Source organism: Paraburkholderia suaedae, assembly GCF_040812055.1.
Lineage (GTDB): Bacteria > Pseudomonadota > Gammaproteobacteria > Burkholderiales > Burkholderiaceae > Paraburkholderia.
The window spans coordinates 1-18,730 of the sequence record NZ_JBFOAH010000006.1; the positions used below are offsets into that span (position 1 = coordinate 1).

Below are 18,730 nucleotides of genomic sequence, written 5' to 3' on the forward strand. Positions count from 1 at the left end.
AAGCGCAACCATCGCGCCGACCATCAACACATCGCCATGCGCGAAGTTGATGATGCCCAGAATGCCGTAAACCATCGTATAGCCCAGTGCGATGATGGCATAAACGCTGCCAAGCACCAGTCCATTCAGGATCTGCTGGATGAAGATATCCATTTAATGCTCCTTAGCCCGTGCGACTGGATTCGCGCTCTTCATCAGCCGGTGGGCGGTGATGCGCTACGGAATCTCAACGGCACTGCGGGTACTGATGTAAAAGACCGGTAAGGGTTATCCGCCGCCGGTTCGCCCAGACGACCGGGATGCGGTCGCGGGCTGGCCTTTGGACGGATGCAAAAACGGCACCGTTGGGTGGTTCGGCGCCGTCAGGCTAAACATTCCGTCATCACATCTTCACGACGTCGAGAACCGCTTTTTTGCCGTCCTTGAAGTCATAAAGCGTAATGGCGCCCTCTTTCAAATCACCGTTGTGGTCGAACGCGATGTGACCGATCACCCCGTTGTAATCGGTCGACGGCATCGCAGCCAGCACTTTGGGTGCCTCGATCGAATTGGCGCGCTTCATTGCATCGACGATCACATACACAGCGTCATACGTGAACGGCGCGTAAATCTGCACCGGCGTGTGGAAGCGGTCCTCGTACTTCTTTTCGAAGTCCGCTCCGCGGTCCATTTTCGAAAGCGCCAGTCCTGCCTCCGAACAGACCAGGTTTTGCACGGCGGTTCCCGCCAGCTCACCCACCTTGTCGGTACACACACCGTCGCCGCCAAGGATTTTTGCCCTGATACCGAGCGCCGCCGCCTGCTTCGTGAACGGCCCACCCGTCGCGTCCATGCCGCCGAACATGATGACGTCCGGCTGAACACTCTTGATCTTTGTGAGGATGGCCCGGAAATCCGTGGCCCGGTCGTTGGTCGCCTCCCGCGCGACGACTTTCGCTCCGCTCGCCTCAACGGTCTTCGCGAATTCGTCCGCGAGCCCCTTACCGTAGGCGGTTGCATCGTCCACGATGGCGATGCGTTTGGCGCCCAACGCCTTCATGGCGTAATTGGCGAGCGCCGGACCTTGTTGCGCGTCGGTGGCGACGACCCGGTAGGTGGTCCTGAAACCCTGCTGCGTGTAGGCCGGGTTGGTCGACGACGGGGAGATCTGCACGATGCTCGCATCGCTATAGATCTTCGACGCCGGGATCGACACGCCCGAATTCAGATGCCCGACCACCGCGACCACGCGGTCGTCGACCAGCTTCTGCGCGACCGCGGTACCGGTCTTGGGGTCCGCCGCATCGTCTTGCGCGTCGAGCTGCAACCGGATCTTCTCGCCGTCGATCGTCAAACCTTGCGCATTGATTTCCTCGACCGCCAAACGCGCGCCGTTTTCGTTGTCCTTACCCAGATGCGCAATGCCGCCCGTCAAAGGGGCCGCATGACCGATCTTCACGATGGACGTCGCACTCGCGGGGGCCGCCGCACTGGCCGCCGCCGACGCACCTGTTCCCGCCTCGACTTCCTGCTTCTTGCCGCACGCGGTCAACATCGCAACCGCTGTCACGACGGACACGGCGTAAGCTAATTTGACTCGCATCAAGTAGGTCTCCTGCGCCTTGCAAAATCCATTGTTCGGGACCTTAAGGCCTTGAGAACGCGCGCATTGTAACTCCAATTTTACGGGTGGCAATATTGTTCAACCGGCAGGGTTTTCCTGCATTGCAACCTTGTTTTCGACGCAAAAGACGCTAAAAGGCGCAACCCGGTTGCGCCGATTTTTCGCGCATCAGTTGCACCGCCGGCCAAGCCAATGGCATCAAGTGTTGTAGCGGATCGGCGCGATGGCCTGTAGCAGCGCGCTTCGGCTGACGTATTACGTTTATGGCATTGTCCAAACTCGAGGCACGATTTCAGTGCGTCAAAATTCACCCCAGCCGGTCAGGAGCGTTTAAACGGGGCCACATCATTGAAAAATCAATAAAACGCCGGATCGCAATACCAAGGAAATTGTGGGGGAGACCGCTTAAATCGAGCGGTTTTTCGTGATCGGGCACTTTATTGCTCCCGCGCTTCCTGGGCGCGCACGCAAAAAAAACGCGCCGTTGGGCGCGCTTTCCTTTCAACTCGGTGGGCAAACTCTCAGGCCGGCAGACCCAAGCCACGCGGCAACGGAAACGCGATGTTTTCCTCGATGCCTTCAAGCGCGCGCACGTTGCGCACGCCGAGCTCACGCAACCGTGCGATCACCGCCTGCGCCAGCACCTCCGGCGCCGACGCACCGGCCGTCACGCCGATGCGGCGCTTGCCCTCGACCCAGACCGGATCGATCTGATCGGGCGAGTCCACCATATAGGCGGGCACGCCGAGCTTTTCGGCCAGTTCGCGCAGCCGGTTCGAGTTCGAGCTATTGGGGCTGCCGACCACGATCACGACGTCACACTGCGGCGCCATGAACTTCACCGCGTCCTGGCGATTCTGCGTGGCGTAGCAGATGTCCTGCTTCTTCGGCTCGCGGATGGACGGATACTTCGCTTTCAGCGCGCCGATGATTTGCGCCGCGTCGTCGACCGACAGCGTGGTTTGCGTGACGAACGCGATCCGCTGCGGATCGGCCAAACGCAGGGCCTGCACGTCGTCGATGTCCTCGACGAGATGCATGCCCTCGCCCGCTTGACCCATCGTTCCTTCGACTTCCGGGTGACCTTTGTGGCCGATCATCACGATGTCGAAACCGTCCTGACGCATCTTCGCGACTTCAATGTGCACCTTCGTCACGAGCGGGCAAGTCGCGTCATACACCCGCAGGCCGCGCGACTCCGCTTCGGAGCGCACTGCCTTGGAGACGCCGTGCGCGCTGAAGATGACCGTGTTGCCGGGCGGCACTTCCTCCAGCCGCTCGATGAAGATCGCCCCCTTCTTGCGCAGGTCTTCGACCACGTAGACGTTATGGACGATTTCGTGGCGTACGTAGATGGGCGAACCATGCAGCTTGATCGCCCGCTCGACGATCTCGATCGCCCGATCGACGCCGGCGCAAAATCCGCGCGGCTGCGCCAGCAGAATCTCGGCTTCGGCAAGAGTCGTGTCCGTGATGCTCATGTTTACAGAATCCCGATGATTTTCACTTCAAACGCCAGCGCCTGGCCGGCAAGCGGGTGGTTGAAATCGAACAGGGCGGATGTCTCGCCGACTTCCTTGAGCACACCGGCGTATCGCCCGCCGCCCGGCGCGTTGAATTCGACCAGGTCGCCCGGCGAAAAATCCTCCCCGATCATGCTGTTTTCGCGCAGCGTGGCCAGCGACACTCGCTGGATCAGTTCCGGATTGCGAGGACCGAATGCCTGACCCGGCGCTAGCCGAAAGGTCGAATGGTGGCCCGCCTTCAAACCCAGCAGAATGTCTTCGAGCGGCGGCGCCAAGTGACCTGCGCCGAGCAGCAGCGTGGCCGGCTTGTCGTTGAAGGTGTTGATGACTTCAGCGCCATCGGCGAGGGAAAGCCGGTAATGAAGCGTCACGTGGGAACCCGGCTTCACTTCGGAAATGTCGATGATGCTCATGCAATGCTCGCTCAGTCGAAGCGCGCTCCACGCATGGGCCGCAGACGCCGTTCACGCCGCAGTTCACGCGTGCGGCAGACCGTCGGGGTGCCGTGCGCAAAGCGCCTATTGTAAGCCACATAACGGGCGGCGGCTTGCGTCAGTCGCGCATACGCCCGCGCCGCCGCCGCGCCACCCACCCAAAGCCGAGGACTTCATCCATATGACCAATCATGCCTGCACAATCGACGATGCGCCCACGCAGGGGTCGTTGCCGGCGCCACGGGCGTGCGTCGTCGATGCGGCGAGCGACAGCGCACAGCGCAGGCCCTCGGCGCTCGTGCAGGGCAAATGGCACAAGGGCGACATGCCACGCGAGCGCCTGATCGCACGCGGAGCCGGTGTGCTTTCGGACACCGAGATGATCGTGCTGGTGCTGGGCTCCGGGCAGCCCGGCCACGACGTGTTCAGCGTCGCGCGCGCTTTGCTCGACCGCTTCGGCTCTCTGCGCGCGATGCTCGACGCGGCTTACGCGGACTTCGACGGCATCCGCGGCCTTGGGCCGGCAAAAAAGGCGCAACTGCTTGCAATCATGGAAATGGCGCGCCGCTCGCTCGACGATAAAATGCGCAAGCGCTCGCTGATGAACTCGCCGGAAGCGGTGGAAAGCTACCTGCGCCTGCTGATCGGCGGCCGTCCACAGGAAGTTTTCGTGTCGCTTTTTCTCGACGCGCGGCATCGGCTGATCCGCTGCGAGGAAAGTGCGCACGGATCGCTCACGCGCATGGCGGTGTATCCGCGCGAAATCGTGCGGCGGGCGCTGAGCTTGAATGCCGCGAGTTTGATCGTTGCGCATAATCACCCCTCCGGCGACATACAGCCGAGCGCGAGCGATTGCCGTTTGACGCACACGCTGCGCGATGCCCTGGCTTTGATCGACGTGCAACTGATCGACCACCTGGTGATCGGCGCCGACAGTGTGTATTCGTTCGCGCGTGCCGGCTGGCCATGAGCGGGCATGAACCTGGGTCGCAGGCGCGCCGCACCGTCTCCGGCATTGCAAATATGGTTTGATTTTGCGGCTTTTTTTCCGCTATAATTCCGGTTTGCCTATTTCCAACCCCCTGTTCCGAAGCCATCAAGGCGTTCCGGGAAGGACCAAGCGACTCTAGTTCCCTGAACTTTAAGCGTGGCTCTTTTCGGAAAACTTTCACGGCGTTCGAACTCAGAATTAGCGTATTAGGAGTGCTCTCATGGCACGCGTATGCCAAGTAACTGGGAAAGCGCCGATGAGCGGCAACAACGTTTCCCACGCGAACAACAAAACCAAGCGCCGGTTCCTGCCGAACCTGCAAAACCGCCGCATCTGGGTGGAAAGCGAAAACCGTTGGGTGCGTCTGCGCATTTCGAACGCCGGCCTGCGCTTGATCGACAAGAACGGTATCGACGCTGTGCTCGCAGACCTGCGCGCACGCGGTGAAGCGTAAGGAGTAAATCATGGCAAAGGGCGCACGCGACAAGATCAAGCTGGAATCGACCGCAGGCACGGGTCACTTCTACACGACGACGAAGAACAAACGCAACATGCCGGAAAAGATGCTGATCAAGAAATTTGATCCGGTCGTCCGTAAGCACGTTGACTACAAAGAAACCAAGATCAAATAAATCCTGGTTGCTGCCTGACGAAGGCAAAAGACATCAAAAAAAGCCTCGCATTCGTGCGAGGCTTTTTTGTTTGGCGCGCGCTTGCTGGTTCAGCGCACGTCGTTTATTTGCTTCTTTTCCGGTCAAACAGTCTTATGCTGTTCGGCCAGCTTTCCCTCGTCCGCTGCCACGCGTATCCTTTCACGTTCTAGCGACGGCCCACTGCGCGCCGTCGGGCGAAACGGAAGACGGAGACGTAAACCATGGAATTCGATGTGGCGATTGTCGGGAGCGGCCTGGCGGGTTTGAGCGTCGCGCTCAATCTTGCACAGACCCGGCGGGTCGCGGTGATCGCCAAGCGATCGATGACGGAAGGCGCGAGCGACTGGGCGCAAGGCGGCATCGCCGCAGTACTGGATTCGGCGGACAACATCGAAAATCACGTGCGTGACACGCTGGTTGCCGGCGGCGGCCTTTGCGACGAGGCTGCCACCCGTTTCATCGTCGAGCATGGGCGGGCGTCGATCGAATGGTTGATCGCACAAGGCGTTCCGTTCACAAAAGATGACGCAGCCGAACTCGGCTTTCATCTGACGCGCGAAGGCGGACATAGTCATCGCCGCATCATTCATGCGGCGGACGCCACCGGCCACGCCGTGGTCGCCACGCTCAGCGAACGCGTGCGCCGCCACCCAAACATCACGCTGCTCGAAGATCACTACGCGATCGACCTCATCACGTCCGACCGCCTCGGCTTGCCCGGCCGCCGTTGTCACGGGCTGTATGCGCTTGATCTGCAAAGCGGGCGTACCGTAACCATCCAGGCGCCGCAGACGGTGCTGGCCACCGGCGGCGCCGGCAAGGTCTATCTGTACACCACCAACCCCGACACGGCGACGGGCGACGGCATCGCGATGGCATGGCGGGCCGGCTGCCGGGTGGCCAACATGGAATTCATTCAATTCCACCCGACCTGCCTGTTTCACCCGTACGCGAAGTCGTTTTTGATCTCCGAAGCGGTGCGCGGTGAAGGCGGCGTGCTGAAGCTGCCCGACGGCACCCGGTTCATGCCGCATCACGACGAGCGCGCCGAACTCGCGCCGCGCGATATCGTCGCGCGCGCGATCGATTTCGAAATCAAGAAGCGCGGCATCGACTGCGTGTATCTCGACATCAGCCATCAGCCGCCTGAATTTCTGCGCGAGCACTTTCCGACCATTCTGGCTCGCTGCCAGGAGTTCGGCATCGACATCACGAAGGAGCCGATTCCGGTCGTGCCGGCCGCACACTACACGTGCGGCGGTGTCGTCACCGATCTCGCGGGCCGCACCGACCTGGCGGGGCTATACGCCGTCGGCGAAACGTCGTGCACCGGCCTGCATGGCGCGAACCGGCTTGCCAGCAACTCGCTGCTCGAATGCCTCGTGATCGGCCGCTCGGCGGCGCAAGCAATCGAGCAAGAGGGCTTCAGCGCGGCAGTCCATGCTCCGCTGCCGGACTGGGACGAAAGCCGCGTCTCGGACCCCGACGAGGAAGTGGTGGTCGCGCACAATTGGGACGAACTGCGGCGGCTGATGTGGAACTACGTGGGCATCGTGCGCACCGACAAGCGGCTCGCGCGCGCAAAGCATCGGCTTGCATTGCTGCGCGACGAGATCCACGAGTATTACGCGAACTTCAAGGTCAGCCGCGATCTGCTCGAACTGCGCAATCTGGTCGACGTTGGGTCGTTGATTGTCGATGGCGCGCGCGCACGGCGCGAGAGCCGCGGCCTGCACTTCAGCCGCGACTGGCCGGCCGCGTTGCCTAAAGCGCTGCCGACGGTTCTATCGCCGGAATACGTGCGCAATCGCAACGTGTGACAACGTGTGATAGTGATGCGCTAAAACGAAAAAGCCATCGCCAGATGCGTGCGGCGGTGGCTTTTCTTAACAGGTGCGCGCACTAGCGCACAAGCGTCGTGTCCTCACACGATTCGCATCGAGTAATCCGTTGCGCGCACGTCTTTGGTCAGAGCCCCGATCGACACGCGATCGACGCCCGTTTCCGCGATCGTGCGCACGGTCTCGAAGTTCACGCCTCCGGACACTTCCAGTACCGCCCGCCCCGCTGTGATACGGACCGCGTCGCGCATCGTGTCGAAAGAGAAGTTGTCGAGCAAAACGGATTGCGCGCGATGTGCCAGCGCAGTTTCCAATTGCTCGAGCGTTTCCACTTCGATCTGGATGGAGACACCGGCATTCAACGCGAGCGCCGCAGCCATCGCCGCACCCACACCGCCTGCCGCAGCGATATGGTTTTCCTTGATCAGAATACCGTCGTACAACGCGAGCCGCTGATTCGCCCCACCGCCGACACGCACCGCGTACTTCTGCGCGAGCCGCAAGCCAGGCAAAGTCTTGCGCGTGTCGAGAATACGCGTGTGCGTATGAGCAATCGCGTCGACATAGCGGCGCGTTGCGCTCGCCACGCCCGACAGCAGTTGCAGGAAGTTCAGTGCATTGCGCTCCGCGCTCAATAACGCGCGAGCCGGGCCGCGCAATTCGCACACCGGCGTGTCGGCCGTCATCCGGTCACCTTCGCGGTACAGCCACCGCACGTCGATACGGGAATCGACCTCGCGCATCACCGCGTTGAACCATGGCACGCCGCACAGCACCGCATTCTCGCGTACGACGATGCGCGCGTTGCGCACGTCGTCGGCGGAAATCAAACGGCCGGTCTGATCGCCAGCGCCGATATCTTCGGCCAGCGCGTCCGATACATTGCGCACCAGCGCGGCGTCGAAGGCGGCGCCGTACTGCGCGTGAATCTCGGCAAAGAGCGGCGACACCGCGTCGGTCAGATGGCGCCCAACCGCGTCCTGAACGGCCTCCATTACGCTGCCCCCACGTTCGAATACAGTTGTGCGTCTCGCGCTAGATCGCCGCTAGCCTGCACGCGCTTCTTATGACGCGCGGCAAAATCCAGCATACGGTCGATTGGCAAACGCGCCCGCTCGCCGATTGCCCGATCGACGAAAATTTCGTTGTGGCCGCGCTCCAGCACGTCCGCCAGATTGGCGAGGCCGTTCATCGCCATCCATGGGCAATGCGCGCAACTCTTGCAGGTCGCGCTATTGCCGGCTGTCGGCGCAGCGATCAGCGTCTTGCCCGGCGCGGCAAGTTGCATCTTGTGCAGAATGCCGAGGTCGGTGGCGACGATGAAATGCGTCGCGTCCAGTTTTTGCGCGGCGTCGATGAGTTGGGTGGTCGAACCCACCACGTCCGCTTGCGCGACCACGTTAGCCGGCGATTCCGGATGCACGAGCACTTTGGCGCCCGGATATTCGGCGCGCAGCAGATCCAGTTCGATCGCCTTGAATTCGTCGTGCACGAGGCATGAGCCCTGCCAGAGCAACATGTCCGCGCCCGTCTTTTGCTGGATGTAGTTGCCGAGATGCCGGTCCGGCGCCCAGATGATCTTCTCGCCGCGCGCATGCAGGTCGGCGACGATCTCTAGCCCGATCGACGACGTCACCATCCAGTCCGCGCGTGCTTTGACCGCCGCGCTGGTGTTCGCATACACGACGACCGTGCGATCCGGATGCGCGTCACAGAACGCGGAGAATTCGTCCACGGGACAGCCAAGATCGAGCGAACAGGTCGCGTCGAGATCCGGCATCAGAATGCGCTTGCCGGGGCTGAGGATTTTCGCCGTCTCGCCCATGAAGCGCACACCTGCCACCACTAGCGTTTGGGCCGCGTGATCGCGTCCAAAGCGCGCCATCTCGAGCGAATCGGCCACGCAGCCGCCGGTTTCGTCGGCAAGCTCCTGCAATTCTGCGTCGACATAATAGTGAGCGACGAGCACCGCCCTTTCACGCTCGAGTAATGCACGGATGCGCGCCTTGAGCGCTACCTTCTGTTCCGCCGAGGGTGCGTCAGGCACCTTCGCCCACGCCTGCCCGATCCCGCAGCTCGTACCCTGCGCTAGCGGCCGGTCGTATTCGACCGTCCTGATCGCTTGCTGATCCATGATCTCCTCTGCCTTCGCTCTGCCGCGCCGACTGCCCATCTCGTGTGGTTGCAATTTCCGCGGCCCAAAAAGCAAAACCCCGCCAACGCGGGGTTTTGTGACGTAGCGAAATTTTAATGGATTTCGCGATCAAGCATAGCGGCGCAGTCGCATTGCGAAGTCTTGCAGCGCCTTGATACCGCTCTGCTCCGCGCGATGACACCAGTCCTGCAACTGGATCAGCAGTTGGTCGCGCGACGCATTGGAGCGCTCCCACATTGCCGCGAGTTCGTTACGCATGTCGATGTAAGTCTTGAGCTTCTGGCTGTTGGCGAAGATCTGCGGCAACAGACGCTTCTGCGGCTCGTCGAGCCCCGCCTCTTCCTTATGGAACCAGCTGCGGGCACCGCGCATGGCCTGGTACTTCTCGCGGGCGCCGACTTCCTTCAGATGCGCCAGTTCCTGACGATACGCGCGCTTGAGGGCCTTGCCGTAGCGCGCCATCACTTCATAGCGGTTGGCCAGCACGGCTTGCAGCGTGTCCTGATCGAGCACGAGCTTGCCGGTGGTCAGACGCGGCGTAGGCGCGACCTTCTTCACCTTGGCCAAACCCAACGCCGACATGATGCGGATATACATCCAGCCGATGTCGAACTCGTACCACTTGTTCGACAGCTTGGCCGAGGTCGCATACGTATGGTGGTTGTTATGCAACTCTTCACCGCCGATGATGATGCCCCACGGGAAAATGTTGGTGCTCGCGTCCGACGAATTGAAATTGCGATAGCCCCAGAAGTGCGCGAGGCCGTTGACCACGCCTGCAGCCCAGAACGGAATCCACACCATCTGCACGGCCCAGATCGTCAGACCGACCACGCCGAAGAGCGCAACGTTCAGCACCATCATCAGGCTTACGCCGAGAATGGGGTACTTGGTGTACACGTTGCGTTCCATCCAGTCATTCGGCGTGCCGTGACTGAATTTGCGCATCGTTTCTTCGTTCTTTGCTTCGGTGCGATACAGCTCCGCGCCTTCGAGCAGCACCTTCCAGATGCCGCGCGTCTGCGGGCTATGCGGGTCTTCTTCGGTCTCGCACTTGGCGTGGTGCTTGCGGTGAATGGCGGCCCATTGACCGGTCAGCATGCCGGTGGTCATCCACAGCCAGAAGCGGAAAAAATGACTGGCGACCGGGTGCAGTTCCAGCGCGCGGTGCGCCTGGCAGCGGTGCAGATAAACCGTCACGCCGATAATGGTGATGTGCGTCGCGACCAGCGTGTACACGACGAGTTGCCACCACGAGAAGTGCAGCAGGCCGTGGGCAAGGAAGTCAAGCAAGGAATTCAACAAGGCAATTTACCTGTGGAACAAGAGATACGAGGCGCACGCAAAGGGCGTGCGTCATGAAAGTGAAAGCATACAGCGGGATTGGACGATATTCTACTTGAAGCGTTCCAAGTGTTTGTAACAAATAGGTATTTTTTTGCGCAGTATCAAGAAGATCGCATCCGCCGGCCCTGACTATAGTTCGCCGGCGACCGCTTTGCGCACCGTCAGAGGGCGCTGTCCGCCTGGTTAGCGGCCGGAGCGCTCATCGCTATCGGTGAGAGCGCCGTCTCGACCGCGTTACCGACGATCCGCACCTCGCGTTGCGCGAACGGAATCGAGATGCCGTGTTCGGAGAACAGACGCCAGATGTTCCGGTTCACGGTCGAGCGCACGCCCGACGTTCCGGTTGCCGCATCCTCGATCCAGAAGCCCAGTTCGAGATTGATGCCGTCCGAGCCGAAGCTGGCGAGATACGCTGTCGGCGACGGCTCGTGCAGCACGCGCGGCACGTCGTCGGCGGCGCGGGCGAGCAAGCGCATCGCCAGCTCGACGTCGCACGCGTACGCGACCTGCACCGCAAGCTTCGCATAGCCGCGCGTCAGGTACGACGACTGATTCTGCACCACGTCCGTGATGAGCTTTTCGTTAGGAATCAGCGTCTCTATGCCGTCCAGCCCGCGCACTACCGTATAGCGAGTGCGGATCTGCGTGACCCTGCCCTGCAGGCCGCTCACGTTGATCGTGTCGCCGATGCGCAGCGACCGGTCGAGCAGGATGATGAACCCCGACACGTAATTGCTGGCGATCTTCTGCATACCGAAGCCCAGCCCCACACCGAGCGCGCCGCCGAATACGCCGAGCACGGTGAGGTCGATGCCGACCAGCGACAGGCTGATCAACACCGCTGCCAGCACGAAAGCCGCCCGGCCGACGCGCGCCACCACGACTTTCAGGTTGGCGTCGAGCGTCTTGGAGCGCATCAGGCGATCTTCGAACGCGGAGCCGAGCCACATCGCGACGATCATCGTGACGCCTACCCACAGCAGGCCGGTGACGAGCGAGAGCAGCGTCAGATGCGCGTTGGCGATCCGGAAACGCACGCTGCCCATCCACGCGATGACGTCCTCCTGAATGCCCATCACGGTAAGCACCATGCACAGCCAGACGACCGCCGATACGACCTTCTCGACGAGAAACAGCCACGGATGGACCTCGCCGTCCCGGCTGAAAACGCGTCGCGCGATGAAAAAAACGATGTAGATCACGCCGATGCCGAAGAGCGGCACGAGCGCGAGATCGAGCAGCGCGGTGTGCATGAACTGGCCGGCGATCGCCCGCGCAAGCCACACCAGCGCCGCGCCGATCAGCGGGAAAGCCGCGCGGTTCAGGCTTTCCGCGCCGAATTGCAAGCTCTGGTATCGCGACTGCCGGCGCGCCTCCAGCGTGCGGCGCAACAGCCCCGCCAGCAGCCAGGCGATGGCGAGCGCCGCGAGCAGGATGCCGGTCTGCCACAGCATCACGGGCCGGCCGAAGTCGCGCGCGAAGTCGCCGAACAGGTGGGAGAAAATGCGGTTTTCCATGATGTCGCCGAAATCGCCGGCACGCCGCGTTCGTCAGGAACCCGCGCGCGCCGGCCGAAGTCCGCTGCCCTCAGTTCTGGCGTTCCAGAACGGCGGCGAAGAAGCCGTCGGTCGCGTGACGGTGTGGCCACAGCGACAGGTAGTCGCCCATTTCGAGCTCGATGCGCTGCTCGGCCAGCACATCGCGTGCGGGCACCAGCGCGAAGTCCGGATGATTGGCAAGGAACTGCTGCACCACCGCCTCGTTTTCCGCTTCGAGAATCGAGCAGGTGGCATAGACGAGCCGGCCGCCCTTCTTCACCAGACGTGCCGCGCTCGCCAGAATCGACGCCTGCTTCGGCGCCAGCTCGGCGACCGATTCCGGCGATTGGCGCCACTTCAGATCGGGATTGCGGCGCAGCGTGCCCAAGCCGCTGCACGGCGCGTCAACCAGCACCCGGTCGATTTTGCCTGCGAGACGCTTGATCTTGGTGTCGTGCTCGCTGTCGATCAAGACCGGATTGACGTTCGATAGTCCGCTGCGCGCAAGGCGCGGCTTGAGCTTGGCCAGACGCCGCTCGGAGATGTCGAACGCATATAGACGCCCGGTGGAGCGCATTGCCGCGCCCAGCGCCAGCGTCTTGCCGCCCGCGCCCGCGCAGAAGTCGACGATCATCTCGCCGCGTTTGGGTGCGACCAGCGAGCACAGCAACTGGCTGCCCTCGTCCTGCACTTCGAGCCAGCCTTGCTGGAACGCGTCCAGCTTGGTGAGCGGCGGCTTGCCGACCACCCGCACGCCGAACGGCGCAAACGGTGTCGCGCCCGCCTCGATGCCGGCCTTCGACAGCGCGTCGAGCACGGCATCGCGGCTCGCCTTGATGGGGTTCGCACGCAGGTCCAGCGGCGCCGGGTAGTTGAGCGCGGCGGCCAGTTGCGCCAGTTCCGCCGCTTCGAACCGCTTGCTCAGCGCCTGATAGATCCAGTCGGGCAGATTCAGCCGGGTGCGCAGCGGCAGATTCTCCGGGTCGATCATCGCGACGTGTTCGAGCCACTTCGACTCCGCGTCGGACACGAATGGCTTGAGCGCCGAGCGCCCCGCCGTCTGCATCAGGCCGAGCAAGGCCATGCGGCGCGCCGGGCTCCCCGCGCCGCCTTCGGCGAGGTGGGCGAATTCCATCCGGCGGCGCAACACCGCGAACACCGCCTCGGCGATCACGCCGCGCTCGCCGTGGCCGAGCTTCGGATGCGCGCGGAAGAACCGGCTGGTGGTGGCGTCGGCGGGGCCGTTCAGCCTCAGGACTTCAGCCAGCAAAGTCTCGGTTTGTCCAATCAGAAAACCATGCAATCTCATGCGCCCTCTCCGGCGGTATGACCGGCAAAGAGCCATTGCGGCTCTGGCGGCGTAAGCGTGACACGCAGCCCGTCGAGCGCAAGACGCCCTTCGACGAACCAGCGCACCGCGCGTGGATAAATGATGTGTTCGGTTGCCAGCACGCGTTCGGCGAGCGTGGCGGGGGTGTCGCCGGTTTCGACGGGGACGGCCGCCTGCGCGACGATCGGCCCATGATCCAGCCGGGACGTGACGAAATGCACCGACGCGCCGTGCAGCCGCACGCCCGCGTCGAGTGCCTGCTGATGCGTTTTGAGGCCCGGAAAGCTCGGCAGCAGCGACGGGTGCACGTTCAGCATGCGCCCGGCGTAACGGTCGACGAAACCGGCCGTGAGCACGCGCATGAAGCCGGCGAGCACCACCAGGTCCGGCGCGAAGCCGTCGATTTCTCGTGCGAGCGCGGCGTCGAAGCTGGCGCGCTCGGGAAACTCGCGGTGATCGACCACCGCGGTGGCAATGCCATGCGACGCCGCGAACGCAAGGCCCGCGGCATCAGGACGGTTGGCAATCACGGCGGCGACTTGCGCCGGCCAGCCTTCGTCCGAGCAGGCCCGGACAATGGCTTCCATGTTGCTTCCCCGCCCCGAAATCAGGATGACGAGTTTTTTCATGCGCGGATTTTATCATTCGGCAACATGCGCACCGCCACGCGCCGCCGTCGACTGCGCCGAGCGTTTATAATCATTTGTTTTGCGGCATCCCGGCCGCCCTACTACAACCCGCTATCGTGAGAGTTTTCCGCGGTCTTCCCAATGCCGAAAGCCGTGCGCCCTGCGCACTGACCATCGGCAACTTCGACGGTGTCCACCGCGGCCATCAGGCTCTGCTCGCGCACGTGCGCGCGGCCGCCGACGCACGAAGGGTACCCGTCTGCGTGATGACCTTCGAGCCGCACCCGCGCGAATTCTTCAATCCGGCCGGCGCGCCGCCGCGCATCGCGATGCTGCGCGACAAGCTGGAGGCGCTGCGCACCAACGGCGTCGACCGGGTGGTGGTGGAGCACTTCAATCACACGTTCGCGAGCCAGTCCCCGGACGCGTTCGTCGAGCGGATCATCGTGAACGGGTTGCACGCGCGCTGGGTGATGATCGGCGACGACTTTCGCTACGGCGCTAAACGCGCGGGCGACTTCGCGTCGCTACGCGCCGCGGGCCAGCGATACGGTTTCGAGGTCGAGCAGATGGCCACGGTCGCCGATCCGTCGGGCGCGCGCATTTCCAGCTCGGGCGTGCGCGCGGCGCTGGTGGCGGGCGACCTGGACGCGGCGCGTGCCGCGTTGGGCCGCGCCTACGTGATCAGCGGCCATGTGGTGCATGGCATGAAGCTCGGCCGCGATCTCGGTTTTCCCACGCTCAATCTGCCGATCGCCCATAAGCGTCCGGCGCTCGCCGGCATCTTCGTCGTGCAGGTGCACGGCGTGGCGGACCAACCGCTGCCGGGTGTGGCAAGCCTCGGGCTGCGCCCCACCGTCGACGATTCCGGCCGCGTGCTGCTGGAAGTGCACCTGCTGGACTGGCATGGCGACGCGTATGGCAAACTCGTGCGCGTCGAATTTCTGAAGAAGCTGCGCGACGAGGAGAAGTACGTCGACCTCGAAACGCTGACCGCCGCCATCGCACGCGACGTCGCCAATGCGCGCGCGTGGTTCGCGGCCGTCGGCGCCGGCACGCCGGGCAGCCGCTCCACCGGTTTCGCCACCTCGGCCACCGACCGAATTAGATAGCCGGCGCGGTGCGCGCGGGCGTTTGCACCGCGGGTACCATCGCTGCGCGCCTCGAAAGGCGTCCGTGAATCACGGCATTGCCTGCCGGGCGCGCCCATCAACGCCCTCGCGCATCGCGCGCAACCCGCGCCCCACTGCGCACAGAACGAATTCACCGCGACCACATCATGAGCAACAAGAAAGCCGATTCGAAACCGCAGTCACGCTACCCGGTGAACCTGCTCGACACGCCGTTCCCGATGCGCGGCGACCTGCCCAAACGCGAGCCGCAATGGGTGAAGGAGTGGCAGGAACGCAAGGTCTACGAGAAAATCCGCGCCGCCTCGAAAGGCCGCAAGAAGTTCATCCTGCACGACGGCCCGCCGTATGCGAACGGTGACATCCACCTCGGGCACGCGGTCAACAAGATTCTCAAGGACATGATCGTCAAGGCGCGCAATCTGGCGGGCTTCGACGCGGTCTACGTACCCGGCTGGGACTGTCACGGCATGCCGATCGAAATCCAGATCGAAAAGCAGTTCGGCAAGTCGCTGCCAGCGGCCGAAGTCATGCAGAAGGCGCGGGCCTACGCGAGCGAACAGATCGAGAAGCAGAAGGTCGGCTTCCGCCGTCTGGGCGTGCTGGGCGACTGGGACGACCCGTACAAAACGATGAACTTCACGAACGAAGCCGGCGAAATCCGCGCGCTCGCGAAGATCATGGAAAAGGGCTACGTGTTCCGCGGGTTGAAGCCGGTCAACTGGTGTTTCGACTGCGGTTCGGCGCTCGCCGAAGCGGAAGTCGAGTACAAGGACAAGACCGACCCGACCATCGACGTGCTGTTCAGCTTCGCCGAGCCGGAGAAGACCGCGCAGGCGTTCGGGCTCAATGCGCTGCCGCGCAACGAAGGCGGCATCGTGATCTGGACCACCACGCCGTGGACCATCCCCGCCAACCAGGCGCTGAACCTGCATCCGGAAATCGTCTACGCGCTGGTCGATACGCCGCGCGGCCTGCTGATTCTCGCCCAGGAGCGCGTTCAAGCGTGCCTGAAGCAATACCGGCTGGACGGCACGATCATCGCCACGACGTCGGGCGAGAAGCTCGTCAACCTGCGGTTTCACCATCCGCTCGCGTCCGCCCACCCGGCCTACAAGCGCACCGCGCCGGTCTATCTCGGCGACTATGTGACGACCGAAACGGGTACCGGCATCGTGCACTCGTCGCCGGCGTATGGCGTGGAAGACTTCGTGTCCTGCAAGGCGCACGGCATGGCCGACTCCGACATCATCAACCCGGTGATGGGCGACGGCCGCTACATCGAATCGCTCGCGCTATTCGGCGGACTGTCCATCTGGGCGGCCAATCCGCAGATCGTCGAAGCGCTGCAAGGCGCCGGCTCGCTGCTCTATACCGAGAAATACACGCACAGCTACATGCACTGCTGGCGCCACAAGACGCCGATCATTTATCGCGCGACGTCACAATGGTTCGCCGGCATGGACATAAAGCCGAACGACACCGACAAGACCCTGCGCGAGACCGCGCTCGAAGGCATCGACAACACGGCGTTCTATCCGGCGTGGGGCAAGCAGCGGCTCTTCAGCATGATCGCCAACCGCCCGGACTGGACGCTGTCGCGCCAGCGCCAATGGGGCGTGCCGATGGCGTTTTTCGTGCACAAGGAAACCGGCGAGCTGCATCCGCGCACGCTCGAATTGCTCGAACAGGTGGCGCAACGCGTCGAGCAGGCTGGCATTGAAGCGTGGCAATCGCTCGACCCGCGCGAGCTGCTGGGCGACGACGCCAACATGTACGAAAAGAACCGCGACACGCTCGACGTGTGGTTCGACTCCGGCACCACGCACTGGCATGTGCTGCGCGGCTCGCACAAGGATGAACTGCAATTTCCGGCCGACCTGTATCTGGAAGGCTCGGACCAGCACCGCGGCTGGTTCCATTCGTCGCTGCTGACCGCTTCCATGCTCGACGGCCGCCCGCCGTACAACGCGCTGCTCACGCACGGCTTCACCGTCGACGGCGAAGGCCGCAAGATGAGCAAGTCGCTCGGCAACGGCATCGACCCACATGAAGTGGCGAACCGCCTCGGCGCGGAGATCATCCGCCTGTGGATCGCGTCGACCGATTACTCGGGCGAACTCGCGATCTCCGAGGAAATCCTCAAGCGCGTCACCGAAGGCTATCGCCGCATTCGCAACACGCTGCGCTTCCTGCTCGCGAACCTGTCGGACTTCGACTTCGCGAAGGACGCGCGTCCGGTCGAAGACTGGCTCGAAATCGACCGCTACGCGGTGGCGCTGTCGGCGAATCTGCAAAACGAGATCCTGTCGCACTACGAGAAGTTCGAGTTCCACCCGGTGGTCGCCAAGCTGCAAACGTTCTGCTCGGAAGACCTCGGCGGCTTTTATCTGGACGTGCTGAAAGACCGCCTGTACACCACCGCGGCAGACTCGGTCGCGCGCCGTTCGGCGCAGACCGCGCTGTACCACATCGCGAACGGGCTGCTGCGCTTGATGGCGCCGTTCCTGTCGTTCACCGCGGAAGAAGCGTGGAAGGTATTCCAGCCGGGCCGCGAAACCATTTTCACCGAGACGTATCACGTGTTCCCGGACGTGCCGCAGGCGGGCGCGCTGCTCGACAAATGGACGCTGCTGCGCGCCGTTCGCGGCGACGTGACCAAGGCGCTGGAAGAAGCGCGCGTCGTGAATCTGATCGGTTCGTCGTTGCAGGCGGAAGTGGAAGTTCGCGCGAGTGGCGCGCGTTACGACGCGCTCGCCAGCCTCGGCGACGACCTCAAGTTCGTGCTGATCACGTCGGCCGCAAACGTCGTGAAGGTCGACGCCGAAGCGGACGCGGGCGTCGAAGTGATCGCCTCGAAGCACCCGAAGTGCGAGCGCTGCTGGCACTACCGGGCGGACGTCGGCGCGGACGCGGAACACCCCACGCTGTGCGGGCGCTGCGTGAGCAACCTGTTCGGCAACGGCGAAACGAGGAGCGCGGCATAATGGCGAGAAGCATGTCGAAAACGTCCGCCGGCAGCGGTTCGCTGGCGCCCTGGCTGGGCATCGCGCTGGTCGTCATCCTGTTCGACCAGTTGACGAAAATCGCGGTTCAGAAGGTGTTCGCGTACGGCGTTGCGCACCAGGTCGCGCCGTTTTTCAACCTGGTCGTCGTGTACAACCGGGGCGCCGCGTTCAGCTTCCTGGCGATGGCCGGCGGATGGCAACGCTGGGCGTTCACCGCGCTCGGCGTGGTGGCCGCGCTGGTCATCTGCTATCTGCTGCGGCGCCATAGCGGGCAGAAGATGTTCTGCACGGCACTGTCGCTGATTCTCGGGGGCGCGCTCGGCAACGTGATCGACCGGCTCGCGTACGGGCACGTGATCGACTTCCTCGACTTCCACGTGCGCGCGTGGCACTGGCCGGCGTTCAATCTCGCCGACAGCGCCATCACGATCGGCGCGATCCTGCTCGTGCTCGACGAACTGCGGCGCGTGCGCGCGTCGCGCTGACGCGGCTCAGGCAAGCGCTCGGGTCCGCGCTTGCGTCCGGTTTGAAAGACGCGGCCGGGC

At 63.2% G+C, this 18,730-nt stretch carries 17 protein-coding genes; 7 read left to right on the forward strand and 10 right to left on the reverse strand.

Annotated features, from left to right (window positions below):
• The 4 genes from ABQJ48_RS10635 to ABQJ48_RS10650 form a co-directional block, all read right to left on the reverse strand.
• The coding region (locus ABQJ48_RS10635; protein ID WP_408360981.1) for an ABC transporter permease subunit at positions 1–153 on the reverse strand (153 nt) is incomplete at its 3' end.
• 229 nt (positions 154–382) lie between these two features.
• A complete protein-coding gene (locus tag ABQJ48_RS10640) occupies positions 383–1,582 on the reverse strand; it encodes a branched-chain amino acid ABC transporter substrate-binding protein (RefSeq protein WP_367837890.1) in 1,200 nt (399 codons plus the stop codon).
• Positions 1,583–2,124: 542 nt separating this feature from the next.
• Positions 2,125–3,084 carry a 4-hydroxy-3-methylbut-2-enyl diphosphate reductase gene (gene ispH / locus ABQJ48_RS10645; RefSeq protein ID WP_367837891.1) on the reverse strand — a complete coding sequence of 320 codons (960 nt, stop codon included), beginning with the start codon at positions 3,082–3,084 and terminating at the stop codon, positions 2,125–2,127.
• Between the two features lie 2 nt (positions 3,085–3,086).
• A complete protein-coding gene (locus ABQJ48_RS10650) occupies positions 3,087–3,542 on the reverse strand; it encodes an FKBP-type peptidyl-prolyl cis-trans isomerase (RefSeq protein ID WP_367837892.1) in 456 nt (151 codons plus the stop codon).
• Between the two features lie 202 nt (positions 3,543–3,744).
• Here ABQJ48_RS10650 and radC point away from each other — a divergent pair, with 202 nt between their 5' ends.
• From radC to nadB, 4 genes are all read left to right on the forward strand, one after another.
• Entirely contained in the window at positions 3,745–4,533 is a 789-nt protein-coding gene (gene radC, locus ABQJ48_RS10655) for a RadC family protein (protein ID WP_367837893.1), read from the forward strand.
• A gap of 241 nt (positions 4,534–4,774) precedes the next feature.
• Complete coding sequence (gene rpmB, locus ABQJ48_RS10660) at positions 4,775–5,008, forward strand: 50S ribosomal protein L28 (protein ID WP_027198616.1); 234 nt, start codon at positions 4,775–4,777, stop codon at positions 5,006–5,008.
• A 10-nt stretch (positions 5,009–5,018) separates the two neighbouring features.
• Complete coding sequence (rpmG, locus tag ABQJ48_RS10665; protein WP_006050116.1) at positions 5,019–5,186, forward strand: 50S ribosomal protein L33; 168 nt, start codon at positions 5,019–5,021, stop codon at positions 5,184–5,186.
• Between the two features lie 242 nt (positions 5,187–5,428).
• The gene (nadB, locus tag ABQJ48_RS10670; protein ID WP_367837894.1) at positions 5,429–7,027 is read left to right on the forward strand and encodes an L-aspartate oxidase; all 1,599 of its coding nucleotides are present in this window, start codon (positions 5,429–5,431) and stop codon (positions 7,025–7,027) included.
• Positions 7,028–7,131: 104 nt separating this feature from the next.
• On the opposite strand, the gene nadC is transcribed toward nadB, so the two are convergent.
• From nadC to purN, 6 genes are all read right to left on the reverse strand, one after another.
• The gene (gene nadC / locus ABQJ48_RS10675; RefSeq protein WP_367837895.1) at positions 7,132–8,043 is read right to left on the reverse strand and encodes a carboxylating nicotinate-nucleotide diphosphorylase; all 912 of its coding nucleotides are present in this window, start codon (positions 8,041–8,043) and stop codon (positions 7,132–7,134) included.
• Positions 8,043–9,182 (reverse strand): quinolinate synthase NadA, encoded by a 1,140-nt coding sequence (gene nadA / locus ABQJ48_RS10680; RefSeq protein WP_367837896.1) that lies wholly within the window; start codon positions 9,180–9,182, stop codon positions 8,043–8,045. Before nadA ends, nadC begins: the two co-directional genes overlap by 1 nt.
• A gap of 129 nt (positions 9,183–9,311) precedes the next feature.
• Positions 9,312–10,508, reverse strand: a complete 1,197-nt coding sequence (locus ABQJ48_RS10685) for a DesA family fatty acid desaturase (protein WP_367837897.1) — start codon at positions 10,506–10,508, stop codon at positions 9,312–9,314.
• Positions 10,509–10,711: 203 nt separating this feature from the next.
• Positions 10,712–12,067, reverse strand: a complete 1,356-nt coding sequence (locus tag ABQJ48_RS10690) for a mechanosensitive ion channel family protein (RefSeq protein WP_367837898.1) — start codon at positions 12,065–12,067, stop codon at positions 10,712–10,714.
• Positions 12,068–12,137: 70 nt separating this feature from the next.
• Positions 12,138–13,397, reverse strand: coding sequence for an RsmB/NOP family class I SAM-dependent RNA methyltransferase (locus ABQJ48_RS10695; protein ID WP_367837899.1), 1,260 nt, complete (start codon positions 13,395–13,397; stop codon positions 12,138–12,140).
• Entirely contained in the window at positions 13,394–14,047 is a 654-nt protein-coding gene (gene purN, locus ABQJ48_RS10700; RefSeq protein WP_367837900.1) for a phosphoribosylglycinamide formyltransferase, read from the reverse strand. Before purN ends, ABQJ48_RS10695 begins: the two co-directional genes overlap by 4 nt.
• 116 nt (positions 14,048–14,163) lie before the next feature.
• Here purN and ABQJ48_RS10705 point away from each other — a divergent pair, with 116 nt between their 5' ends.
• The 3 genes from ABQJ48_RS10705 (at position 14,164) to lspA (ending at position 18,670) form a co-directional block, all read left to right on the forward strand.
• Complete coding sequence (locus ABQJ48_RS10705) at positions 14,164–15,159, forward strand: bifunctional riboflavin kinase/FAD synthetase (protein ID WP_367837901.1); 996 nt, start codon at positions 14,164–14,166, stop codon at positions 15,157–15,159.
• Positions 15,160–15,326: 167 nt separating this feature from the next.
• Entirely contained in the window at positions 15,327–18,164 is a 2,838-nt protein-coding gene (ileS, locus tag ABQJ48_RS10710) for an isoleucine--tRNA ligase (protein WP_367837902.1), read from the forward strand.
• On the forward strand, positions 18,164–18,670 hold the full coding sequence (lspA, locus tag ABQJ48_RS10715; RefSeq protein ID WP_367837903.1) for a signal peptidase II: 507 nt from the start codon (positions 18,164–18,166) through the stop codon (positions 18,668–18,670). The genes ileS and lspA overlap by 1 nt, the downstream gene beginning before the upstream one ends.
• The last annotated feature ends 60 nt before the right edge of the window (positions 18,671–18,730 follow it).

Coding starts and splice junctions, on each gene's coding strand:
- ABQJ48_RS10640 (WP_367837890.1), bottom strand. CDS start 1,582: ATGCGAGTCAAATTAGCTTACGCCGTGTCCGTCGTGACAGCGGTTGCG.
- ispH (WP_367837891.1), bottom strand. CDS start 3,084: ATGAGCATCACGGACACGACTCTTGCCGAAGCCGAGATTCTGCTGGCG.
- ABQJ48_RS10650 (WP_367837892.1), bottom strand. CDS start 3,542: ATGAGCATCATCGACATTTCCGAAGTGAAGCCGGGTTCCCACGTGACG.
- radC (WP_367837893.1), top strand. CDS start 3,745: ATGACCAATCATGCCTGCACAATCGACGATGCGCCCACGCAGGGGTCG.
- rpmB (WP_027198616.1), top strand. CDS start 4,775: ATGGCACGCGTATGCCAAGTAACTGGGAAAGCGCCGATGAGCGGCAAC.
- rpmG (WP_006050116.1), top strand. CDS start 5,019: ATGGCAAAGGGCGCACGCGACAAGATCAAGCTGGAATCGACCGCAGGC.
- nadB (WP_367837894.1), top strand. CDS start 5,429: ATGGAATTCGATGTGGCGATTGTCGGGAGCGGCCTGGCGGGTTTGAGC.
- nadC (WP_367837895.1), bottom strand. CDS start 8,043: ATGGAGGCCGTTCAGGACGCGGTTGGGCGCCATCTGACCGACGCGGTG.
- nadA (WP_367837896.1), bottom strand. CDS start 9,182: ATGGATCAGCAAGCGATCAGGACGGTCGAATACGACCGGCCGCTAGCG.
- ABQJ48_RS10690 (WP_367837898.1), bottom strand. CDS start 12,067: ATGGAAAACCGCATTTTCTCCCACCTGTTCGGCGACTTCGCGCGCGAC.
- ABQJ48_RS10695 (WP_367837899.1), bottom strand. CDS start 13,397: ATGAGATTGCATGGTTTTCTGATTGGACAAACCGAGACTTTGCTGGCT.
- purN (WP_367837900.1), bottom strand. CDS start 14,047: ATGAAAAAACTCGTCATCCTGATTTCGGGGCGGGGAAGCAACATGGAA.
- ileS (WP_367837902.1), top strand. CDS start 15,327: ATGAGCAACAAGAAAGCCGATTCGAAACCGCAGTCACGCTACCCGGTG.
- lspA (WP_367837903.1), top strand. CDS start 18,164: ATGGCGAGAAGCATGTCGAAAACGTCCGCCGGCAGCGGTTCGCTGGCG.